The sequence below is a fragment of the Methylomonas sp. PHL2-19 genome, assembly GCF_059331595.1.
Window position 1 is genome coordinate 4,122,700 of sequence record NZ_CP196839.1, and the last position, 21,345, is coordinate 4,144,044.

At 53.3% G+C, this 21,345-nt stretch carries 18 protein-coding genes; 6 read left to right on the top strand and 12 right to left on the bottom strand.

Features of this window, described 5'->3' with window-relative positions; translation table 11 throughout:
* Positions 1-220 precede the first annotated feature (220 nt).
* Positions 221-1,963 carry an NAD-dependent malic enzyme gene (locus ACR02O_RS18980; RefSeq protein ID WP_494522184.1) on the top strand — a complete coding sequence of 581 codons (1,743 nt, stop codon included), beginning with the start codon at positions 221-223 and terminating at the stop codon, positions 1,961-1,963.
* A 43-nt stretch (positions 1,964-2,006) separates the two neighbouring features.
* A complete protein-coding gene (locus ACR02O_RS18985; protein ID WP_494522185.1) occupies positions 2,007-2,519 on the top strand; it encodes a YgjV family protein in 513 nt (170 codons plus the stop codon).
* Positions 2,520-2,576: 57 nt separating this feature from the next.
* On the opposite strand, the gene ACR02O_RS18990 is transcribed toward ACR02O_RS18985, so the two are convergent.
* From ACR02O_RS18990 to ACR02O_RS19015, 6 genes are all read right to left on the bottom strand, one after another.
* A complete protein-coding gene (locus ACR02O_RS18990; protein ID WP_494522186.1) occupies positions 2,577-3,194 on the bottom strand; it encodes a hypothetical protein in 618 nt (205 codons plus the stop codon).
* Between the two features lie 56 nt (positions 3,195-3,250).
* Positions 3,251-3,586, bottom strand: coding sequence for a DUF1508 domain-containing protein (locus ACR02O_RS18995; RefSeq protein WP_033158946.1), 336 nt, complete (start codon positions 3,584-3,586; stop codon positions 3,251-3,253).
* A gap of 320 nt (positions 3,587-3,906) precedes the next feature.
* Complete coding sequence (locus ACR02O_RS19000) at positions 3,907-4,524, bottom strand: TIGR04282 family arsenosugar biosynthesis glycosyltransferase (RefSeq protein WP_494522187.1); 618 nt, start codon at positions 4,522-4,524, stop codon at positions 3,907-3,909.
* Positions 4,525-4,527: 3 nt separating this feature from the next.
* The gene (locus ACR02O_RS19005; RefSeq protein WP_494522188.1) at positions 4,528-6,678 is read right to left on the bottom strand and encodes a dihydrolipoyl dehydrogenase family protein; all 2,151 of its coding nucleotides are present in this window, start codon (positions 6,676-6,678) and stop codon (positions 4,528-4,530) included.
* Between the two features lie 24 nt (positions 6,679-6,702).
* Entirely contained in the window at positions 6,703-7,665 is a 963-nt protein-coding gene (arsS, locus tag ACR02O_RS19010; protein WP_458137999.1) for an arsenosugar biosynthesis radical SAM (seleno)protein ArsS, read from the bottom strand.
* Between the two features lie 2 nt (positions 7,666-7,667).
* Positions 7,668-8,363, bottom strand: a complete 696-nt coding sequence (locus ACR02O_RS19015) for a DUF3047 domain-containing protein (RefSeq protein ID WP_084153484.1) — start codon at positions 8,361-8,363, stop codon at positions 7,668-7,670.
* Between the two features lie 238 nt (positions 8,364-8,601).
* Here ACR02O_RS19015 and queG point away from each other — a divergent pair, with 238 nt between their 5' ends.
* Positions 8,602-9,681: a tRNA epoxyqueuosine(34) reductase QueG gene (gene queG / locus ACR02O_RS19020; RefSeq protein ID WP_494522189.1), complete on the top strand. Its 1,080-nt coding sequence runs from the start codon at positions 8,602-8,604 to the stop codon at positions 9,679-9,681.
* A gap of 233 nt (positions 9,682-9,914) precedes the next feature.
* Positions 9,915-10,436 carry a putative metalloprotease CJM1_0395 family protein gene (locus tag ACR02O_RS19025; RefSeq protein WP_494522190.1) on the top strand — a complete coding sequence of 174 codons (522 nt, stop codon included), beginning with the start codon at positions 9,915-9,917 and terminating at the stop codon, positions 10,434-10,436.
* Here ACR02O_RS19025 and ACR02O_RS19030 read toward each other — a convergent pair whose 3' ends face one another.
* Together ACR02O_RS19030 and ACR02O_RS19035 are read right to left on the bottom strand one after the other, a co-directional pair.
* Positions 10,437-10,706: a PilZ domain-containing protein gene (locus tag ACR02O_RS19030; RefSeq protein WP_020482610.1), complete on the bottom strand. Its 270-nt coding sequence runs from the start codon at positions 10,704-10,706 to the stop codon at positions 10,437-10,439. It lies immediately after the preceding gene.
* Between the two features lie 86 nt (positions 10,707-10,792).
* Positions 10,793-12,046, bottom strand: coding sequence for a glutaredoxin family protein (locus tag ACR02O_RS19035; protein WP_494522191.1), 1,254 nt, complete (start codon positions 12,044-12,046; stop codon positions 10,793-10,795).
* A 159-nt stretch (positions 12,047-12,205) separates the two neighbouring features.
* On the opposite strand from ACR02O_RS19035, the gene mrcB reads away from it, so the two are divergent.
* Together mrcB and lolA are read left to right on the top strand one after the other, a co-directional pair.
* Positions 12,206-14,533, top strand: coding sequence for a penicillin-binding protein 1B (gene mrcB, locus ACR02O_RS19040; RefSeq protein ID WP_494522192.1), 2,328 nt, complete (start codon positions 12,206-12,208; stop codon positions 14,531-14,533).
* A gap of 2 nt (positions 14,534-14,535) precedes the next feature.
* A complete protein-coding gene (lolA, locus tag ACR02O_RS19045) occupies positions 14,536-15,162 on the top strand; it encodes an outer membrane lipoprotein periplasmic chaperone LolA (RefSeq protein WP_445366498.1) in 627 nt (208 codons plus the stop codon).
* 6 nt (positions 15,163-15,168) lie between these two features.
* Here lolA and ACR02O_RS19050 read toward each other — a convergent pair whose 3' ends face one another.
* Genes ACR02O_RS19050 through ACR02O_RS19065 form a run of 4 tightly spaced genes read right to left on the bottom strand, consistent with a single transcriptional unit; the run spans position 15,169 to position 21,118 of the window.
* The gene (locus tag ACR02O_RS19050) at positions 15,169-16,956 is read right to left on the bottom strand and encodes a sigma 54-interacting transcriptional regulator (protein WP_494522193.1); all 1,788 of its coding nucleotides are present in this window, start codon (positions 16,954-16,956) and stop codon (positions 15,169-15,171) included.
* Positions 16,957-16,998: 42 nt separating this feature from the next.
* Positions 16,999-19,647, bottom strand: a complete 2,649-nt coding sequence (locus ACR02O_RS19055; RefSeq protein ID WP_494522194.1) for a response regulator — start codon at positions 19,645-19,647, stop codon at positions 16,999-17,001.
* Positions 19,644-20,102 carry a hypothetical protein gene (locus ACR02O_RS19060; protein ID WP_033158938.1) on the bottom strand — a complete coding sequence of 153 codons (459 nt, stop codon included), beginning with the start codon at positions 20,100-20,102 and terminating at the stop codon, positions 19,644-19,646. The genes ACR02O_RS19055 and ACR02O_RS19060 overlap by 4 nt, the downstream gene beginning before the upstream one ends.
* On the bottom strand, positions 20,099-21,118 hold the full coding sequence (locus tag ACR02O_RS19065) for a hypothetical protein (protein WP_494522195.1): 1,020 nt from the start codon (positions 21,116-21,118) through the stop codon (positions 20,099-20,101). The genes ACR02O_RS19060 and ACR02O_RS19065 overlap by 4 nt, the downstream gene beginning before the upstream one ends.
* Positions 21,119-21,345: the final 227 nt, after the last annotated feature.

Consider the following 21,345-nt stretch of genomic DNA (forward strand, 5'->3'; position numbering starts at 1 on the left):
TCACAAGCGCCAATCTGGGGCATTTTTGCGGTAAACACTCAGTAATTGCACCGCCTTGAAACACGGCAACTATAAGCGACAAAAAAAGTGCCGATTCAGCGTGTTTTCGGCTACCGCATCGCCGATTAGGCTGTTATAAAGGGAACACGCGCCATAGTTTGTGCTATTCGAGCTCCTGGTTCGCCCTGGGATTTCGATTAAATATTTTCAAGGAAACTTAATGACAACGCTAAGCGATTATTTCGACTACCGGCTAGATGCCGACGGTAATAAATATGTAGAGGTTTCGATTCGGGGCGTGACCTTACTCAGGCTACCGGCCACCAATAAAGGCACGGCGTTTAGTGTGCAGGAACGTATCGAACTGGGCTTGGATGGCATGCTGCCGCCGCAAGTCACGGATATGGCTCAGCAACTAGACCGCTTGTATGTCAATTATCAAAAACAAGCGAACGATATTTCCAAGTATCAATTTCTCCGGGCTCTGCAGGACCGTAACGAGGTGCTGTTTTACGCGCTGTTGGAGCAGCATCTGGACGAAATGGTGCCTGTCGTCTACACCCCGACCATAGGCTTGGCGGTGCAACAATTCAGTTCCAACTTCACCAGCACGCGCGGTTTGACTTTTTCGGCAGCCAACATAGACCGGGCCGAAACCATTTTACAAAACTACCCGTTACACGATATTCGCATGATTGTGGTGACCGATTCCTCATCGATTTTGGGTATCGGCGACCAAGGCATGGGCGGTTTGGCGATTTGCATCGGCAAACTGGGGCTGTATACCGTCGGCGGCGGCATGTGCCCGTTTCAAACCTTGCCGGTCAATCTGGATGTGGGCACCAACCGCAGCGAATTGCTGAACGATCCGTTCTATTTGGGCGCGCATAGCAAGCGCTTGCACGACCAGCCTTATTTCGATTTGGTCGATAAATTTGTTAACGCGGTACAAACAGTCTGGCCCAAAGCCATTATCCAATGGGAAGATTTTGCGAAAAACATCGCCTTCGATTTGTTGGCCAAATACAAAGATCTATTGCCCTGTTTTAACGACGACATCCAGGGCACCGGAGCGATGGCCTTGGCCGGCCTACTCTCGGCTTGCCATAAAAAAGGCGAAACCCTCGCAGAACAAACCGTGGTGGTGGTGGGCGCCGGTGCCGGCGGATTCGGCGTGGCCAGTACCATTAAAAAAGGCATGCTGCGCGAAGGTTTAACCATGGAGCAAATTTTGCAGCGGATTTTCGTGGTCGACGCGCATGGTCTGGTGGTCAAGGAAGCTACGACCGAGGCCTACAAATTACCGCTATCGCATACTCAGGAAAGTTATCACGACTGGGATATTCCGGATGATAGAGTGCCCAATCTGCTGGAGGTGGTCACTCACGCCAAACCGACGGTATTACTCGGGCTAACCGGTGTGGCGGGATTGTTCACCGAGACTGTGATTAAAACCATGGCGGCGAACCACGCTCAGCCGATTATTTTCCCTTTATCCAACCCCACCGCCAATTGCGAAGCCACGCCGGAAGACATCTTGGCGTGGACGCAAGGCACAGCTATGGTCGCGACCGGCAGCCCATTCGCCGACGTAGAATATCAAGGCCGGCGTTATCCGATTGGTCAGGGCAATAATGCCTTTATTTTTCCGGGCTTGGGCTTTGCCGCGGTGTTGGGCGAGTGCAGCCGGATTAGCGACGCAATGGTCTTGGAGTCTGCCTATGCTTTGGCCGACTACATCGTGGAGAAATGTTCGGCTGCCGACCTGATTTTCCCGCCGGTGGGCGATCTGAAGCAAGTCAGTTTATTTGTGGCTAATCGGGTGTTGGCTAAAGCACTGGAAGACGGCTCCGCGACCCGGCAGGATTTAGTGGGCATCGATCTGGAAGCTTACGTTAAAGCCAATCTCTGGAAAGCCGAGTACCTGCCTTTCAAATATGCCGGGGCAACGGCAACGCATTAATCGAATTTCCCCGCTTACAAAGCTCAGCGGTAAGGCTTAGCGCTTGCGACTGGATTTGAATCTGTTACATCTCGCCTACCTGATAGGCGGGATTGGCGTTCTGGTGGAATGGCGGGCTTATTGTCTGCCGGATGGCGTGGCGTTTCGGCGTTGGTCCGCGGCCGGGGCCGTGCTGTGGGCCGCGCAGTACCTGTTGCTGGATGCCTGGACCGCCGGCTTGACCATGGCCAGCACCGCCCTGCGCACCCTGATCTCCAGCCGTTTGCAGAAAAGTGTGCGCAAGCACTGGGCGGCGGCCGGCTTCGTGACTTTGTTTAGCGGGCTTACGGCATGCTCTTGGCAAGGCCCTGTCTTTTTATTGCCGGCCTTTGCGGTGATCAACACTACACTGGCATTGTTTTACCTAAACAATCGCCGCATGCGCGTTGCGCTGTTGGCTTCCAGTCTTGCATGGATAAGCAACGATTACATCTGGCAAGCCTGGCCGGCATTTGTGGCCGAGACCGTGGCGATGGGCATTAATCTGCGGACGATACGCAAGCTGTTTGCCCAATAACAACGCGCCCCTTAAATATGCCGTCCCCTACCCCATAACGGCGTTTCTGAAATGGCTTTATGCCGTTTCAGTCTGCCCAACGGGTTCTTCCAGGACTATCCAGTTATTTTCAAGCAAGGCGCAATACGGACGTAGCGAGGCCATCAGCGTTTGATAAATAGTGAATGCATCGGTTGGGTCTTTTTGCTTAAGCTCGGCGACTTCGGTCAGAAATCGATACAGCATTTTTACCAAATTCTCGATGGACATCGCCAGCCAGGCATCGTTGGTTATCCATTTATCGATAAACTCATCCAGCCGTGCGAAGGTCAGTTTTAGCAGCGGATAAGCGGTTTGAGTTTCCTTAAATTCCCGGAGCAGCATGTAATCTAGGTAAGCCCGCTCCGATGCCACCCGTGGCCGGTTGGTGATACTGAGGTAAGTGGCTTTGTGGTGGGCATAGGCGGCATCGAATTGTTCGCAAAATTCGGTTTCGGTGGTCATCGCCAGCCAAGTCTGCAAACTCGCGGTACTTACGCCGTAACACTCCTTGATGGAATTTGCCATTTTGTCGAATTGCTCGATGAATGCCGGCTTGGCCAGTTCGCCTTTAATCAGATTTTCAATCGCCACCAGTTCGCTTGCAGTAACGCATACCGTGGCCAATTCTCGAACAATTTTTAGCTCGACACCCATATTGTCTTTACCTATTTTCGCTATGTAAAAATTAAAGCAGCGCTTTCAGCCCAAGTTTACAGTGTCAGATCGACGATTTCGGCAACGCAGGCATTGTCTTTAACCGTGTGCAGCGCATTGTCGAATACCATGTTTGAATTAAATAAAACGCTTTTGACAATGATGGCACCGGCCGCATCTTTAATCACAAAAAAAGTATCGCCTTCAGGAACCTTGCTGGCGGCAATCTGGTTGCTCATTAAGGAGCCGGTTCGCACTTCTTTAATGCCCTGGAGAGCTTCTTCTTTGTTGTCGTAATCGCCGCTGATCAGAATCAGCTCGCCCTTACTGTTCACAAACGAAAAGGAATACTGATTGTCATCGTTGGTTTTAAGTTGAAAAGTGGCTGGCATATTCTGTCCCGGAAGTTAACAGTTGAATGGAAGTTCATCGCCGATCAAATTTCAATCTCCCGACTACAGAAGAGCCAAAGCGTGACCGGCAGAGGCTATAAATCCAAAAGCAAGCGTTATGCCAATAAAAAATCCTTAAAAATCAGCCAGAAACAGCTCAACAAGGATTCAATTGTCGGGTTTGCTACACAACATTGACGACGAGCCGATCGCCAGTGAACTGTTCTCTTCAATCATGGGCTCTCGCTTTCCAGCCTATGCCTGAATTCCGCCCCCCTCCCGGCAATAACGCGAATCAAGCTAGGTTCTGCCCATAATGTTTACATAGCCGAATAACGCAACCAGTCGGAGTAAGTGTCCACATCCCATTGGCTGTCCAGTTCGTAAAGGTTCAAACCCATTTCATTTGCCCGACTGCGAGTGGTGGCCATGACCTGATCATGGCCCCAACTCATGTCACTGAACAGTCCCGGTTGCGTTTTGTTTAAGCCGATCAGCACATACCCGCCATCGTCGGCCGGTGCGATAACCGCATCGTGACCTTCGTATAAGACCACTAATGCGCGAAGCAAATCGTCACTAGACAGACTGGGGCAATCGCAACCCATCAGCAAGGCATGGCGGTATCTGCCTAACGCATCGTTAAAGGCGCTGTGCATGCGCTCACCCAAGTCGGCGCCGTATTGCTCTTTGAGCGTCAACGGATAACGCCGCGCACAATCCTGAAAAAAATCATGGTTAGTGTCCGGCACGCAGTGTAGTTCAACCGCGCACAAAGACTGCTGGAAGGCGCGATCCAGGGTCATGTAAGTCAATTGCCGATGTGCTGCGGCAGCCTGTTCCGCACTTAAGGCTGGTTGCAGCCGGGTTTTGACTTGGCCGGGAATCGGCGCTTTGCAAAAAATCATAAGCACACTGTCGGGATAGATCGCTGGCATGGCTTAAACCTTGCGCCGCCAAGCGTGATAACGGCCCAGCCATTTCAGCAGACCTTGCGGGGCATGATTGCGCTTCCAGACGCCCGCCACATGCTTATTGGCTTCCGCCAGGGTGGGATAGATATGAATAGTGCCCAGGATTTTATTCAAGCCAATACCGTGTTTCATCGCCAGCACAAATTCAGCCAGTAAGTCGCCGGCATGTTCGCCAACGATGGTGACGCCGAGGATTTTATCCTTGCGCGGCACGGTCAGCACTTTGGCGAAGCCGTGTGCTTCGCCGTCGGCTATTGCTCTGTCCAGGTCATTGATGCCATAGGTAGAGACTTCATACGCGATGTTCCGTGCTTGCGCCTCCTGTTCGTTCAAACCCACGCGGGCCACCTCCGGATCGGTAAAGGTCGACCAGGGAATCACCGAATAATCGGTGCGAAATTTTTTGAAGGGACCAAATAGCGCATTCACCGTCGCGTACCAGGCTTGATGCGCCGCGGTGTGGGTAAACTGGTACGGCCCGGCCACGTCGCCGACCGCGTAGATGTTGGGATAATTGGTTTGCTGAAATGGATTGGTGTCCAAAGTACGGCGCGGCGATAGCGTGATGCCCAGCTCTTCCACGCCGTAACCCTGCACATTGGCCGCGCGGCCAAGCGCCACCAGCACCTTATCAAAGGCAATCCTGACCGTCTGGCCGACATGTTCGGCCAGCAGAATTTGTTCGCCGTTTTCGACGATGAATTCCTTGGCTGTATGCTGAACTTTGACCTCCACGCCGTCCTCCTGGAAACGAGCCTGGACCATGTCCGATACCTCCGGATCTTCCCGAAGCATAATGCGCGGCGCCATTTCCACCTGCGTAACCTGACTACCCAAGCGGGCGAAGGTTTGTGCCAGTTCGCAGCCTATAGGCCCGCCGCCCAACACCAACAGGCGTTTGGGTAATTCACGCAAGTCCCAGATGTTATCCGAGGTTAGATAATCGATGTTTTCCAGTCCTGGTATCGGCGGCACTACGGGACTAGCACCGGCGGCGATAACCATGGCGCGGCTGGTGAGGGTTTTAACTCCGTCGGCTGTGGTGACTTCCACCGCCCAGGGCGAAACGATTTTGGCGCTGCCTTGAATCACATCCACGCCCAGCTCGCTATAACGTTCGATGGAATCGTGCGGCGCTAGGGTTTTGATCACCTGTTGTACTCGCGCCATCACCTCCGCAAAATCAAACTCGGCTTCGGCTTTGGCAATGCCGAATTCCTTTGCGCGTTTGATATACGACAGCAATTTGGCCGAACGGATCAGCGCCTTGGAGGGCACGCAACCGGTGTTCAGACAGTCGCCGCCCATTTTGTGCTTTTCGATCAGCGTAACTTTGGCTTTGACGGCTGCGGCGATATAAGCCGACACCAAACCACCGGCACCGGCGCCGATGACGATCAGGTTGTTGTCGAAACGCGCCGGTTTGGTCCAGCGCGCGTAGACTTTGCGCTGTTGAATGACTTCGAGCATTTTCTTCGCCGCTAATGGAAACACACCGAGCAAGGCAAACGAAGCCAACAAAGCGGGAGAGAGAATAGCGGACAGGGAGTCGATTTTTGCCAACTGGGTGCCGGCATTGATGTAAACCAGGGTACCGGCCAGCATGCCTAGCTGACTCACCCAGTAAAACGTTCTGGTCTTGATGGGCGTCAAACCCATCGCCAGATTGATCATGAAGAACGGGAACAGAGGCACCAAACGCAAGGTAAACAAATAAACAGCTCCGTCGCGGCTCAGGCCGTCGTCGATGGCCTGCAAACGGCTGCCGAAGCGGGATTTGACCCAGTCGCGAAATAGAAATCGCGCGGCCAGAAACGCCAGCGTTGCGCCGATACTGGAGGCAAACGAGACGATCAGCGTGCCCCAGAGCAAACCGAACACCGCGCCGCCGGCCAGCGTCAATATCGTCGCCCCCGGTAATGACAACGCAGTGACCGTGATGTACAGCGCGGCATACAGGGTAAGCGCTGATAGCGGATTGTTTTGGCGATAATCCGCTATCGCCGCTTGCTGTAATTTTAGGTTGCCCAGACTTAGCTCATGCTCGAGATCAAAGCTGAAAAACAGCCCGATCAATCCCGCCATTATCAGTAGTAAGATGAGTCTTGACGGTTTCATGAGAGGGTGGGCATGCCCTTGGATTTATCCTAAAGCCCCACCGCAACTGCTACCTTGGCCGGCCGTACAACCGTAACAATGGGCGGCGGTGGCGATGGGGGCGGCTTGCAGTTGGTCCAGTCGCAACTCGCTGATATGGGTTTGGGGGTTGGCTGCAGCGCCCAAGGGCAAACCCAGCATCTGGTTGAAATCGCAATCGTAGACATAGCCTTGCCAGTCGATGCTGAGGGTATTCAGGCACATCAGGTTTTCAAGGTTGTCGGCCCGAAAACTGTCTTTCAGTAATGCCAGATAGGATTCGAAACAGCCGAGACTGACCAAGGTGCTGCCGAAGCGCTGAATCGGCATATTGGCGATGGCAAACAGGCGGTTGAAGAAGATGCCGTAATGTTGCTGCAAATGCTGTTTATAAGCCCGTTCCAGATTATGTTGATCGGGCGGCAATACTGCCTCTTGCGGGTTGAACACCAGATTCAATTCCAGTCCGCTGTCCGGCTGGCCATAACCCAGCCGATTCAAACGCTGCAAGGCCGCCAGGCTGTCTTTGAACACGCCTTTGCCGCGTTGTTTGTCGACATTTTCTTCCAGATAACACGGCAGAGAGGCGACGATCTTGACCTGCTGCGCGGCCAGAAACGCGGCGAGATCGGCGTATTCAGGTTCTTCCAGAATGGTCAGATTGCAACGGTCGATCACCGCTATGCCACGATCCAGCGCGGCTCGCACCAAATAGCGAAAATCCGGATGCATTTCCGGCGCGCCGCCTGTCAGATCCAGCGTGTGAATGTTAGCGGCGTCGGCCAGCGCCAATATTTCATCGATAGTCTCCCGACTCATCATTTCAGTGCGTTTGGGGCCGGCGTTGACATGGCAATGCACACAACTCAAGTTGCACCGATAGCCCAGATTGATTTGCAAAATCTCCAACGGCTTGCGAAAAATGGCCGGAAAGTCGCTGTTGGCCAGCAGAGGTTTGGTGTCGTGCATGCTTAATCCTTGGAAAACCAGATATCGCCATACACAGCAAAAACTTGGCCGCCGCTGTTGTCGGTATCGGTCATGATGGCGACGGCATCGATAGCGATGATGTCTTCACCGAATAGTTGCTTGAAGTCGGCCCTAATATTGCGTTTTTCGTGTTCCCAGACATTCAACGGTGCTTCCTGATCGCGTAAAGCCATCATCATCGCATGATCGCCGGCAAAAGCATTCGGCCAGACGCTATCCCGTTTGCTGTTCCCGGCCCAGACATAATTAACAGCCTTGGTTTGCCAAAACGCCAGCCCGCCTTTGACCACCACATAAACCCTCGCCGCGTAATCATCGCCAGCCTTGCTTTGTTCGTTCAAGCCGGATAAACGATTGCCGATGCGCCACGACCAGTTCAGGAATGGCGTTTGGGTTAGATCGATGCGTTGTTCCTTAAACAGACCGGAACCGGTTGCTCGGCTATCGGCTACCAGTGCTGTCACGCCGTCGATTGCTTGCAATCGGTATTGGGTTTCGCCTTTGAAGCTTTTATGTTCCCAACCGTCTAGACGATTCTGCCTAAACTCGCCGATAGGCAGTTTGTTATCAGCAAGCACTGGGTGATGCGGCAACCACATAGCCAGGCACAGCAATAGTTTATGCTTCACTATTGTCCATGTGGCACTGGTATGCGCCGGATACAGCGGAATTGTCATAATCGGTCGTCCAAGTTTTGCTTGATAAGGATGTCGCGCTTTTTTGCCGTCGATCATAAAACGCCCCGCTTAGCTTTTCTACGTAATCCTTCGTGACTGGCAGGGATTTCTTACCAGTGACTTGAACAGCTTAACGGTTGATCTTCATGTTTGATACGGTTAGCTTATCCAGCTATTCGCGAGCCATTCCTTACAAGGCCACGACGATCTCCCCTACTATTTCCCAAGGTTCCGTAAATTGCACACGCCTTTAACCCAAGCCGAAGATCTTAACGCACTTGTCCAACGCATCAAGCACTGGGGCGAGGAATTGGGATTTCAGCAGATAGGCATCAGCGGCACGGATTTAAGTGATGCCGAACGGCATCTGCACGACTGGCTTGATAAAGGCTTTAACGGCGAGATGCAATACATGGCCGCACACGGTTTAAAACGCAGCCGGCCGGCGTTATTGCAGGAAGGCACACGCAGCATTATCTCGGCGCGAATGGATTATTTGCCGGAACCTGCGGCAACCAGCAAACAATTATTGGAAGACCCGGCCGCCGCCTTCGTATCGCGGTATGCCTTGGGACGTGATTACCACAAACTGTTACGCAATCGTTTGCAAAAGCTCGCGGACAAAATCGCCGAGGAGATTGGCCCGTTCGGTTATCGGGCGTTTGTCGACAGCGCACCTGTTTTGGAAAAAGCCATCGCCGAGAAAGCCGGCTTGGGCTGGATAGGCAAGCACAGCAACCTGATCAATCGCCGGTCCGGTTCCTGGTTTTTTCTCGGGGAAATTTATACCGACTTGGCCTTACCCAGCGATCAGCCCGTCAGCAACCACTGCGGACAATGCCGGGCTTGTTTGGATATTTGCCCGACCCAAGCCATCGTCGGCCCCTATCAGGTTGATGCCCGCCGTTGCGTCTCGTATTTAACTATCGAATTGCACGGCAGCATTCCAGTGGCATTGCGCCCCTTGCTGGGCAATCGGATTTACGGTTGCGATGATTGCCAATTGGTGTGCCCGTGGAACCGTTTCGCCAAACTTAGCGCGGAAAGCGATTTTAAACCCCGCCATCGCTTGGACCAGGCGACTTTGCTTGAATTGTTCAATTGGACCGAAACGGAGTTTCTGCAAAAAACCGAAGGCTCGGCGATTCGCCGCATCGGTCATCAGCGTTGGCTGCGCAATATCGCTGTGGCGCTGGGTAATGGCAAAGCCACTGATGCGGCTAAGACGGCATTGGCCGGCAGATTGAGTGATGAATCGGAGATGGTGCGCGAGCATGCACAATGGGCTTTGCAGAAATTGGCCAGTCTGAGCATTTAGCGGGAACTTCTGATAATTCATAATCGTCTTTCCAGCACAAGCAGGAGCCCAGTGCAATTAACAAACGGGATGCCCACAACCCCAGAAATGGCGAGTACGAGAGATTAACACACTAGACTGATAGCCGCCCCTTACCGCAAAAACTCAGGCTAAACATGCTTTGATTACTTGAAGTCAAATGAAGTCAAGGTGTATTCTTAGACCCAGCTAACAGAATCCGCTCGAGGCCAAACATGCTGGTCACCGCCTCTTCCAATCAAACCTCGCTATATCGGCTGACCGGCCGCAGCCTAGCCGCGACCGGCGCACAAGCGTCTGCCGAACCCCTCGCCCAAGCCGCGAAAAGCGGAAGCGCCCAATCCGGCCAATACAGTCCGGAACAGCTAAGCCAAATTGCCGAGCTTAAAGCCCGCGACCAGGAAGTTCGGGCGCACGAGCAAGCTCATTTAAGTGCCGCCGGCGGTATCGCTGTCAGTGGTGCGCGTTTTACTTTTGTGACGGGGCCGGATGGCCAACGTTACGCCACCGGCGGTGAAGTGAATATTGATGTGTCAGAGGTTGCCGGCGATCCGGAAGCGACTCTGCGCAAAGCCGAGACTATCCGCCGTGCCGCATTAGCGCCGGCCAGTCCCTCAGGCCCGGATCAAAGCATCGCCGCCAAGGCAGCGGCGATGGCTAATAAAGCTCGCGGAGAATTGTTAAATTCGCAAAAGCAACCCAGCCGTAACGGAGAGCTCCTCGACCTGACTGCCTGATCAACGCGGCGCAAACTCCAGACCAAACCCCACGTCCGGCTCTACCCGCACCACAATAGCAGTTTGTATCGGCGCATCGTCGAATTCGGTGGTTTGCACTTCCACTAGCGCGCCAATCGGCGGGATTAATTCGTTGGCACACAGTAAAAACAATCCAGTCTCGGAAAAGTCCCGCATATCCACCACGACCGCTTCAGCCGATGCCGGCACCGTCATCCTGATTTTGGCACGGTGCTTTAGGCGCGGGTGCCTGCGCTTGTTATCAATCACGAATTCTCCTATCTCGTTTCGGTTCTATCGCACGTGTAGTGATAAAGAAAAGTGCTGTTAATCAGCGCCCCACGCCAACCGGCCATCTACTCGCCTAAACCGCGCAATATTAAATACAACCCTAAACTTACCATCGCCAAGCCGCTAAGCAATTTCAGCCAACGACCTTCTTTTTCCTGCAAACGACGCTGACTCAGGGTCACGACTCCCACACCCAGCACAACGACGTCATCCAGCATATAAGCCAGATTGTACAACATTAAATAACCGTAATAGTCCCAGCCGCTTAATTCCCGCAAGGTGAGTATGCGTGTGTAAAGGGCCGGAAATCCGGAGGTACACAACAATTCGACGATCTGGACCAGCAAAGCCAGTACCACGGCCCCCAACATCGCCCCCGCCAAATTCTCGGCTTGCAGGATGCGCCGAATCCGGTTGTAGATACCGGGTTTGGCGGCAACCGGAATCGACAGCGAGATCCCCCTGCCAAACGCCCAAAAATCTTTCAGGTTGATCGCGCCGGCCAACACGGCAATGCCGGCGATAGCCAATTCCGAAGCTCGCGATAAGCCTATCAGTAAAAATAGATTCAACCAGGCGGCCATAAACACGAAGTAAGCCATCCCTTCGACGACAACAAACGTGCCGGCCACCGCCAACATCCGAGGGCGATTATTCATGGGCGCCAGCATCGAAATCATCAGAATCAACACCCACATCGAACAAGGGTTAAAACCGTCCAGCAAGCCCATGGCTAGTGTAAAAGCCGGCAAACCAACCTCATCAAGACCGATGCGCCTGCCAAACCAATTCACGGCAAACACCGCAGGTTCGGTCGGCGCCGTCTGGCTAACCGGCACATCGCACGACTCGCTGACTTGCACTTCACAGCTACCGGCTTCTGCGCCGGACATTTCACTCGGCAGCGCACCGGCACGCAAGGCATTCCTAATCAAACTGCTACTACCGGCTTCTGCGGAATAACCGACGATGTATTCGCCATGCACCAGAAATGTCGGCAACCTGATTGGCCCGGCTTGCCGGGATTCGGTAATCTGCTGCAATCGCTCCAAGGCGGTTGGCTCTGCTGAGATATTGCGAATAACGATCCGTAAACCGGGTTGCTCGCCTTGCAGCGCCGCCAAAAAATGCTCGGATTGTTGGCAATGTGGACAACCGTTACGTACAAAAGCTTCGATATCGATCCGGTTTTCGACCGCTCCGACACTCGGCATGGTTGCCAGCACAAGCGCAAGCACAAGCACCAGCAGCAAACCAAAACGCATCAGTGTCGACGGTAGCTGGACCAAGCATTCGGGAAACAGTTTCAGTATCAACACTCGCCTATTCTCCTCAATAACGCCAGCAATCTGTGCGGAAGTGGGCATTTTATTAGATAATAGCAAGCTAAATGAACTGCGCCGAACCAGCAGGTGCCATCTTCGCCCCATTCACACAGCCGCCGCTAACTGCCGCTGGCGAGATCAGATACCGACTTAATGCCTAGACGACCCAGAAGCAGCAAATCGACCGTTAGACGCAGAAAATCGCAACCCCAGGCATCGTGGCTGAAACGCGCGTTGGTTTCACTGCTGCTGATCGGGGCTTTCGTATTGGCGGTGTATGTTAGCTACCTAGATTACACGGTACGCCAGCAATTCGAGGGCAAGCGTTGGTCGATTCCGGCCCGCGTGTATGCCAGCCCCGTCGAGCTTTACGCCGGCTACGAAATTTCCAGCAAAAATCTGGAAGACTTGCTGCTGGAACTGCATTACCGGCAGGATAATCAACTGGCCGGCGAAGGCTCCTATTCCATTAAGGGCGGCCAGATCAACATCCGCACCCGCGCCTTTAATTTCGGCAATACGCCTCAGGAAAGCCGCAATATCAGCGTGAGTTTCACGAGCGGCGGCATCGCCGGTATTACTGACGCCGCCACCGGCGAGAGTTTGGCCATTGTCCGCATGGACCCGGTGCAAATCGGCAGTTTTTACCCCACCCGTAAGGAAGACCGAATTCTGATCAAACTGGACGAAGCGCCGCCAACCCTGGTGCAAGGCCTGCTGTCCACCGAAGACAAGGACTTTTACAACCATTTCGGCATCTCGCCCAAGGGCATCGTTCGTGCCATGTGGTCCAACGTGAAAGCCGGCGGCATGGTGCAAGGCGGCAGCACCATCACCCAGCAGTTGGTGAAAAACTTTTTCCTGAATCCCAAACGCACGCTACGCCGCAAGCTTAAAGAAGCCTTGATGTCGTTTATTCTGGAATATCGCTACAGCAAGGACGAAATTCTGGAAGCCTATCTGAACGAAATTTTCCTGGGCCAAGACGGCGCCAGCGCGGTGCATGGCTTTGGTTTGGCCAGCGAATTTTATTTTGGCCAATCGTTAAAAACTCTGAATTTACATCAAGTCGCCACGCTGGTGGCCTTGGTACGCGGGCCGTCCGAGTATGATCCGCGCCGCAATCCGGAACACACGTTAGAACGCCGCAACATCGTGCTGGATGCGATGCACACCGAAGGTTTTATCGACGCACAGCAACTGAGCGAAGCCAAAAAACAACCGTTAGGGGTAGCCACGGTGATTCATCGCTCCGCCAACCGCTATCCGGGTTTTATCGATCTGGTCAAACGCCAACTGAAACAGGAATATAAAGAAGACGATTTGACCTCGGAAGGCTTGCGCATCGTCACAACCTTGGACACCCGTATCCAGGACACACTGGAAAAATCCATCGCCAGCAAGCTGAAACATCTGGAGAAAAGTCCGAAAAGTAACGATTTGGAAACCGCCGCCATCGTTACCCGCCGTGACAGTGGTGAAATTGTCGCCCTCGCTGGTGGCCGCGACGCCGAGGACACCGGATTCAATCGCGCTTTGGACGCGGTACGACCGATAGGTTCGTTGATTAAACCGGTAGTGTATTTGACCGCACTGGAATATCCGGACCGCTACACCATCGCCACGCCGATCAGCGATACCCGCCTGGAAATTCCCGCCGAAAGAGGTAAAACCTGGTCGCCGGACAACTACGACAATCAGGAACACGGCGTCGTGCCGCTGCATAGCGCCCTGGCCCACTCCTACAATATGGCGACGGTGCGGATTGGCATGGACGTCGGTTTAGCCAAAGTCGCCAACACCTTAAAAAGCATGGGTGTCAGCCGGCCGGTGGATTTATTTCCGTCCTTCCTGCTGGGCGCGCAACCGCTGACGCCGCTGGAAGTCACCCAGCTCTACCAAACCTTGGCCGGCGACGGTTTTGCCACACCGCTGCGCTCGATCCGCGCGGTCAATGCCGCTGACGGCAAGGCCCTGCAAAGTTATCCGTTTACCGTGCGTCAAGCCGTTGATCCTGCCGCTACCTTTATCACCAACACCATTTTGCAGGAAGTGATGTATGCCGGCACCGGCCATTCTGCGTATAACTATCTGCCGCAGAACATGGCTTTAGTCGGCAAGACCGGTACCACCAACCAATTACGAGACAGCTGGTTTGCCGGCTTTAGCGGCGATTTTCTATCGGTGGTGTGGGTGGGCCGTGACGACAACAAACCAACCGGTTTGACCGGCGGAACCGGCGCCTTGCAAATCTGGTCCGAGTTGATGCGGCAAGTGTCGAAGAAGCCGGTCAGTCTGGTACCACCGGATAATGTACAGATGACCTGGATAGACGCTGCCAGCGGTTTGCTCAGCAATGAAGGCTGCCCCGGCGCCAAACTCATGCCGTTCGTGGATGGCTCCGGACCCAGCCAATTTGCCGACTGCGGAGCAAACCCGGAATCCGGCGAAAGCTGGCTTAATAACCTGAACCCATTTTAACTATGTTGCTTAAACACATTTTTGCTCTGATTTTCCTGATCGCCACCACCCCGTCAGCCTGGGCCGACGATGCGCCGATTGCTCGGCTGAAAAGCTTTTTAGCCAGCAGCAGTTCCTTGACGGCGGATTTCAAGCAAACCAGTTTCGATAAAAGCGGCCGCCCCGCGCAAAACAGCACCGGTAAATTTTATCTGAGCCGACCCGGCAAATTTCGTTGGAACTACCAAAAACCCTTTGTGCAAGAGATTGTGTCCAATACCGGCAAAGTCTGGTTTTACGATGCTGATCTGGAGCAAGTAACCGTCAAACAGTTGGACGATTCGCTGGGTTCCACGCCAGCATTGTTATTGACCGGCGAAGTGGATATAGAGGAAAAATTCATCCTGCAGGAACAAGGCAAGGAAGACGACGGCATGAACTGGGTGAAGCTATCACCCAAGAATGAAGAAAGCGGGTTCAAGTACATTTTGATCGGCCTGAACGGCAACCAATTGGGCGGTATGGAGCTAAGCGACAATTTCGGACAATTAACCCGAATTTATTTTTCCAACATCCAGCTCAATCCCAAGCTGGACGACGCCTTGTTTAATTTCAAAGCGCCGAAAGGCGTAGATGTGTTTGAAAACTAGCCCCCGTCAGGCCGGTTTACTAATCCCCAGCTTTTCCATCCGCGACCGCAAAGTCGTGGATGGCACCCCCAAAATCTTCGCCGCCCCCTGATTACCGGCAATTCGCCAGGACGTGGCTTCCAGCGCTTTCAGAATATGCGCGCGCTCGGCTTCGTCCAGCGTGACAATCGGTGCAGCGTTGGGCGCGCCGCCGGCCCCCATCACATTCACGCAATCCACGGCGGCCAGTTGACTGCCTTTAGTTAAAATCACCGCACGTTCGATGATATGTTGCAGCTCGCGAATATTGCCGGGCCAGAAATAACTTTGCAGATCGGCCATCATCCGTTCCGGAATAGACTGAATTTTCTTGCCGAATTTTGCCGCGTACTTATCGATAAAATGTTTCACCAAAAACGGCACGTCTTCCTTACGCTCGCGTAGCGGCGGCAAATTAATGGGAAACACATTTAAACGGTAATACAAGTCGGCCCGAAATTTACCTTGTTGCGAAAACTGCGCCAAATCCCGATGGGTGGCGGCGATGACCCGCACATCGCAGGTCAGGGTTTGCGTGCCGCCCACCCGTTCGAATTCGCCTTCCTGTAGCACCCGCAATAATTTGGCCTGCATCTCCAACGGCAATTCGCCGATTTCATCCAGAAACAAGGTACCGCCGTTAGCCAGTTCAAAACGTCCCAATTTGCGAGCAATCGCCCCGGTAAACGAGCCCTTTTCGTGACCGAACAGCTCGCTTTCGGCGAGATTTTCCGGGATCGTCGCGCAATTCAATTTCACCAAGGTTTTGTCTTTGCGAGCGCTGAGATTGTGAATCGCCCGAGCAATCAATTCCTTGCCGGTACCGGTTTCACCGGTGATTAACACCGTTGCGTCGGTGTTGGCTACCTGCCTGACCAGATCCATCGCTTGATGCAATGCCGGAGAATTGCCGATCAATTCCTCGCCATCGCGGCTGGCTAATACCTCTTCTTGTAGATAAAGATTGATGCCGCGCAGGGTGTTGCATTCCGCTTCGGCCTGTTGCCGGGCTTTACGTTCGTTGATGTCACGCAAAATCAGGATATACAGTTTCTGCCCAATGGCTTCCACGCGGGAAATGGTGGCTTCAATGGGAAAAGTGCTCTCATCCGCGCGTACCGCACTCATGCCTTCCGACACCCAAATGGCCTGCTCGGCCGGCACGCCGTTGCGAAAATTGGTTAGCGTTTTGTAAAGCTCGGGCGACAAAAATCTATCCACCGCCCGGCCAATGCTGTCGGCGGCTTTACAGCGAAACATCTGTTCGGCCGCCGCGTTGAATAAGGTAATCCGCCCGACGTCATCCAGCGTCAGAATCGCATCCATCGCGTTCTCGAAAATCCGCGACAGGCGCTGCTCTTTTTCTTGCAACTCCAGCTTCAACTTTTGCAGCGTCAGATGGGTTTGCACGCGGGCAAGCACTTCTTCGTATTGAAACGGCTTGGTGATGTAATCCACCGCCCCGACTTGAAAACCTTTTAATTTATCGGCGGTATCGGCCAAGGCTGTCATGAATAACACCGGAATATCGCGCGTCGTCGGAATGGTTTTCAAGGTCTGGCAGACGGTAAAACCGTCCATGCCCGGCATCAGCACGTCCAACAGAATCAGGTCTGGCAATTGGGCCACGGCTTGGACCAAGGCAATTTCGCCCGTTTCCGCACGCAATACGTCAAAGCCGGCTTCATCGACCAAGCCTGCCAACTCTTCCAAGTTAACCGGATTGTCGTCCAGCATCAAGATTAACGGTTTATCGCGCTGGCGCTTATGAGTCATGCCTATCTCCTTCTTAACCTATCCCAACCACCGGCGGCAGCATCATTCCTGAAACTCGTGCAAATATTCCTGAATAGCCGGCTCCAGCCGAATGCTGGCTTGTTGCAGTAACTCGTAACTGGCGGCCGCATCAGTAAAGGCAGCCTCGTGGCCCATCGTCTCCAGCTGCTGGGCTATCTTGCCGAACGGGAAGGCGCCGATGCTGTTAGCCGAGCTTTTCAGGGTATGTGCGGATAGCCGTAACAATTCGGCATCCTGACGCTGTATCGCATCGGCCATGTCATTCAGCAGCGGCGCTGACTGTTCCTGAAATAAAGTCATCATTTTGCACAACATCTGCTGTCTACCGCGCACCCGGCTTAAGGCTTGTTGCCAATCCAGCGCCGGCTCAGCCAACAGCGCCGACGCCATGCTGTGCTTATCCGCTTGTTCTGTTCCCGCCATATTCCAACACTCCACCATTGCCAACAAATCCTGCTCCTGCACGGGTTTGGCGATGTAATCGTCCATACCAACGGCTAAACAGCGTTCCCTATCACCTTTCAAGGCGTGTGCGGTCATCGCGATAATCCGCATATGTTTACCGGTGTCGCGCTCGCTGGCCCGAATCGCTTCGGTAGCCTGAAAACCATCCATTACCGGCATCTGCACGTCCATTAAGATCAGATCGAACAAAATATCCGTAGCCAATATATCCAGCACCTCCTGGCCGTTGTTGGCCACCTTCACGGTGTGGCCGCGCTCTTCCAGCAACACCACGGCCATGTATTGGTTAACCGGATTATCTTCCGCCAACAAAATTCTTAATTTACGCAGCGGCTCGGCCAATACTGTCAGCGCGGCTTCTGCGGCTTTGGCGGATTTACCCAACGCCGATTGAATGGCATTCCACAATTCCGAATGTTTGACCGGTTTACGCACATACAGATTGATGCCCAAATCGTGGCAACGTTCGCAATCGTCCGGCCGGTCGGCAGACGACAACATCATGATGGTTACCGGCTCGAAGCGTTGATCCTCTCTGATGGCTTGCGCCACCATAAATCCGTCCATGATCGGCATCATCGCATCGAGTAAAATCAAAGCGTAGGCTTCGCCGGTTTCCGCCATACTCTTCAATGCGGTGATGGCCGCCTCGCCGCTATCCACCGTGGTGGGCCGCATGCCCCAATGGTTCAAGATTTCCGAGAACACCCGTAAATTGATGGCATTGTCGTCCACGATCAACACCGGTAGATTTTTCACGTCTATCAGTGGCTGAAATGGCGCGTCGGCCTCGCTTTTAGTGTGCCGGTCAAACACGGCGGTAAAGAAAAAAGTGCTGCCTTTATGTTCTTCGCTTTCCAATGACAAATGCCCGCCCATCAACTCGACCAAGCGCGAAGAAATCGACAAACCCAGGCCGGTGCCGCCGAATTTGCGCGTGGAGGATGCGTCTATCTGCGCGAAGGCTTCGAAAATAAGCTGTTGTTTATCGGGGGAAATACCGATACCGGTGTCGCTGACCGCAATCTGCAAACAAACCTTGTTTTCATCGACCGATTCCGGTTTGACTTGCACCACGATTTCGCCGTGCTGGGTAAATTTGATGGCATTGCCGACCAGATTAATGATGACTTGATTCAAACGGCCAACGTCGCCCAGCAAATCGTCCGGGGTTTCCGGGTCGATGCGCAACATCAACTCTAGATCTTTTTCATGGGCATGGCCGGCCAGCAGCTTTAAGGTGTCGCCGAGGCTTTCGCGGACTTTAAACGGTGCATGATCGAGTTCGAGCTTACGCGCCTCAATCTTGGAGAAATCCAGAATGTCATTGACGATGCGCAGCAAAGCATCCGCCGAGCTGTTCGCCATCCCCAGAAACTCGCGCTGCTGCGGGGTGAGTTCGGTGCGCAAGGCCAAGCCTATCATGCCGATGATGCCGTTCATCGGCGTGCGGATTTCATGGCTCATATTAGCCAGAAACTCGCTCTTCGCGCCGGCGGCCTGCAATGCCGCGTCGCGGGCGGACAGCAAGGCTTGGCGCATTTTTTCCAGATGCTCGGCCAACGCCGCTACTTCGGTAATTTTGGTGCCGGAATTAAATTGCCCGGTGTGATTGCCGGCGGCGATTTGTTCGGCTTCGTCGCGTAAACGTTCCAGCGGCATAACCAGTTTGCGCCCGAACAATCCCACCACGAGCAGCGTCAAGCCCATGTAAACCGCGACAAAATAGGCGCTACGCTGATAGATCGTGGCAATGTCGCGTTGAATCTGCCGCTCGTCGTAACCCAGTCTTAGCATCGCCAAAGAGCCGTCTTCAGGATTCAAAATCGGTACGGCCAAAAAATAAATATCGTCGTCGTGCTCGCCGAAGAAAAAATCTTCCTGAAATTGCTGCTGCGCATTCAGTTCGATGTCGGCGCGAATATTGCCGCGCTCGGTGGCGATTTCCGCAAACGCCAAACGGCCATTCAACAGAAACTCCCCTAACAAGCCTTGCAATTCGCCGGCCTTACTGTGTTGCAGGCGCGGTGTCACCAGATTACTGAACAGCAAGGCATCGGAGCGGACGTAATTGACAAACTGCGCTTCCAAACTGGGTTTGATTACCCGATAAATGCCGAACAACAACACCGGCACCAGCAGTAAATGAATGCCGACAACCGCCAGAATCATTCGGCCGTTAAAACTATGAAAAAACCGACTCATTCCAGGGCTCCCTGCCATAACACGTTAACCGCTTTCAGGCCTTGATTGGCCCGGACTTGATCTTCCCACAAATAGGTCACCGTACCCGGATTTTGTTGCAGCGTATCGACCAAGCTCTTCAGATCGTTAAAACTCTCCGGACGCTTACCGCCGAGGCGGAAAACCACCGATATGGTTTGACTTTCATAGGCATTAGCCGACATGAAAGCCACTTTTTGCAGAAATACTTCGAAAATTAACGGATCGCTGATATTCAATAAGGGCACGGGGTGTTCGCCGCCCTTCTCCAGCGGCACGCCCAAGAACAATTTTCTGGCTTCTTGCACGGTTAGAGCCGGCATCGACGAGTTGGCGCTGGTGGCCAATACCAGAGAATGGCGAGTGATAGCCCATAGGCTCTGCGCTCCAAGCAGCAATAGCAAAACAATGATGCAAAGACCGCGTAGCAGCTTCATGGGAACACCGCGCTCCATTGAAACATCACTTGCCCGAAATGATCGTCGCGTAAATGATCGCGGGAGGCTTCAATCTTTAGGGAATTCGTGTGGTTGAGTTTGTAGCGTATGCCACCGAGAAATCTATCTTCCACAAATTTGGGAAACATTGCCAGATACGGGTCGTGGCTAGCGCCAAAGCTGCCTTCCACCCTGCCCACCAAAGTCCAGGCTGGATTGAGGTCCCATTCCACTTGCCCGTAAGCGCTGAGAAAATCGTCGTAAGTTTTGCCGCCCAACGGGCTTTCCAAGGTATTGTTCACATAGACAATTTCGCTTAATAATCTGAGCGATTGGATTTGCTTAGCGGCATAGGCACTGGCGACGAACTGATTAACGTTTTTAACGGCCAGTTCGTCGGAATGAATTTGATTGTAGGCCCCGGAAATACCGAACTCATCGACCCCGTAGCTGATAGGTTGGTAGCCCAACCGAAACGACACACCAGGCCGGCGGGAACCTCCCGGCTCCACCAGATTGAACGCTTCCAAACCTTTATTAATTTGCGGGCCCGCACCAGCGCCAACCGTGTAATACAAGCCGCCCTCACCCAGATCGTGGACGCCTTCCCATAAAAACCCGGTCAAATGATTGGGAATCACGCCTCCCGCCGTTTCGAAAGCCATAATACCGGGCCTGCTGATCGTGGTTTGCAGAAACGCGCCGTGGTGGAACTGCATGTTCCAATAGCCGATCGGGTTATGAAAGCGCCCCAACCACAGCGTGGCTTCGTCGCCAACATGCATGCCTAATTGAAAGCGTTCCAGATTATGGGTTTTGGTGCTGACCAGCCATTCGCCGAGAAAGCGGAAGCGCTGATAGTCGGTGGTGTAAAACACGTTAATCTCGGGGATAACGTCACCTGTACTGAGTTTTTTCTGCGGTTCTTGATCGAAACGCTCGATGCCGGTCACAGCCGGAAACAACAACAAATCACCCGGCAACCCGGTGGTGCCATGGCTGGGCATATGTCCCATATGGCCCCCGGCAACTACAGAGGCAGGCACTAGGGCTGCGAGTGCGCAGACATAGGAAACGATAGCAGCGTTTAGCGTTTTGAATATGGCCGGATAGTATCGTTGCCGCATGCGGACTCTCAAGCATTTCATCGGTAGCACACTCATACTACCTAGTTAATTGGGAATATTTTCCCGATACGTTTAAAGCGAAATGTATCACATATTTTTGAATGGTTGACGATATT

Coding starts and splice junctions, on each gene's coding strand:
- ACR02O_RS18980 (WP_494522184.1), top strand. CDS start 221: ATGACAACGCTAAGCGATTATTTCGACTACCGGCTAGATGCCGACGGT.
- ACR02O_RS18990 (WP_494522186.1), bottom strand. CDS start 3,194: ATGGGTGTCGAGCTAAAAATTGTTCGAGAATTGGCCACGGTATGCGTT.
- ACR02O_RS18995 (WP_033158946.1), bottom strand. CDS start 3,586: ATGCCAGCCACTTTTCAACTTAAAACCAACGATGACAATCAGTATTCC.
- ACR02O_RS19000 (WP_494522187.1), bottom strand. CDS start 4,524: ATGCCAGCGATCTATCCCGACAGTGTGCTTATGATTTTTTGCAAAGCG.
- ACR02O_RS19005 (WP_494522188.1), bottom strand. CDS start 6,678: ATGAAACCGTCAAGACTCATCTTACTACTGATAATGGCGGGATTGATC.
- arsS (WP_458137999.1), bottom strand. CDS start 7,665: ATGCACGACACCAAACCTCTGCTGGCCAACAGCGACTTTCCGGCCATT.
- ACR02O_RS19015 (WP_084153484.1), bottom strand. CDS start 8,363: ATGACAATTCCGCTGTATCCGGCGCATACCAGTGCCACATGGACAATA.
- ACR02O_RS19025 (WP_494522190.1), top strand. CDS start 9,915: ATGCTGGTCACCGCCTCTTCCAATCAAACCTCGCTATATCGGCTGACC.
- mrcB (WP_494522192.1), top strand. CDS start 12,206: ATGCCTAGACGACCCAGAAGCAGCAAATCGACCGTTAGACGCAGAAAA.
- lolA (WP_445366498.1), top strand. CDS start 14,536: ATGTTGCTTAAACACATTTTTGCTCTGATTTTCCTGATCGCCACCACC.
- ACR02O_RS19050 (WP_494522193.1), bottom strand. CDS start 16,956: ATGACTCATAAGCGCCAGCGCGATAAACCGTTAATCTTGATGCTGGAC.
- ACR02O_RS19055 (WP_494522194.1), bottom strand. CDS start 19,647: ATGAGTCGGTTTTTTCATAGTTTTAACGGCCGAATGATTCTGGCGGTT.
- ACR02O_RS19060 (WP_033158938.1), bottom strand. CDS start 20,102: ATGAAGCTGCTACGCGGTCTTTGCATCATTGTTTTGCTATTGCTGCTT.
- ACR02O_RS19065 (WP_494522195.1), bottom strand. CDS start 21,118: ATGGGACATATGCCCAGCCATGGCACCACCGGGTTGCCGGGTGATTTG.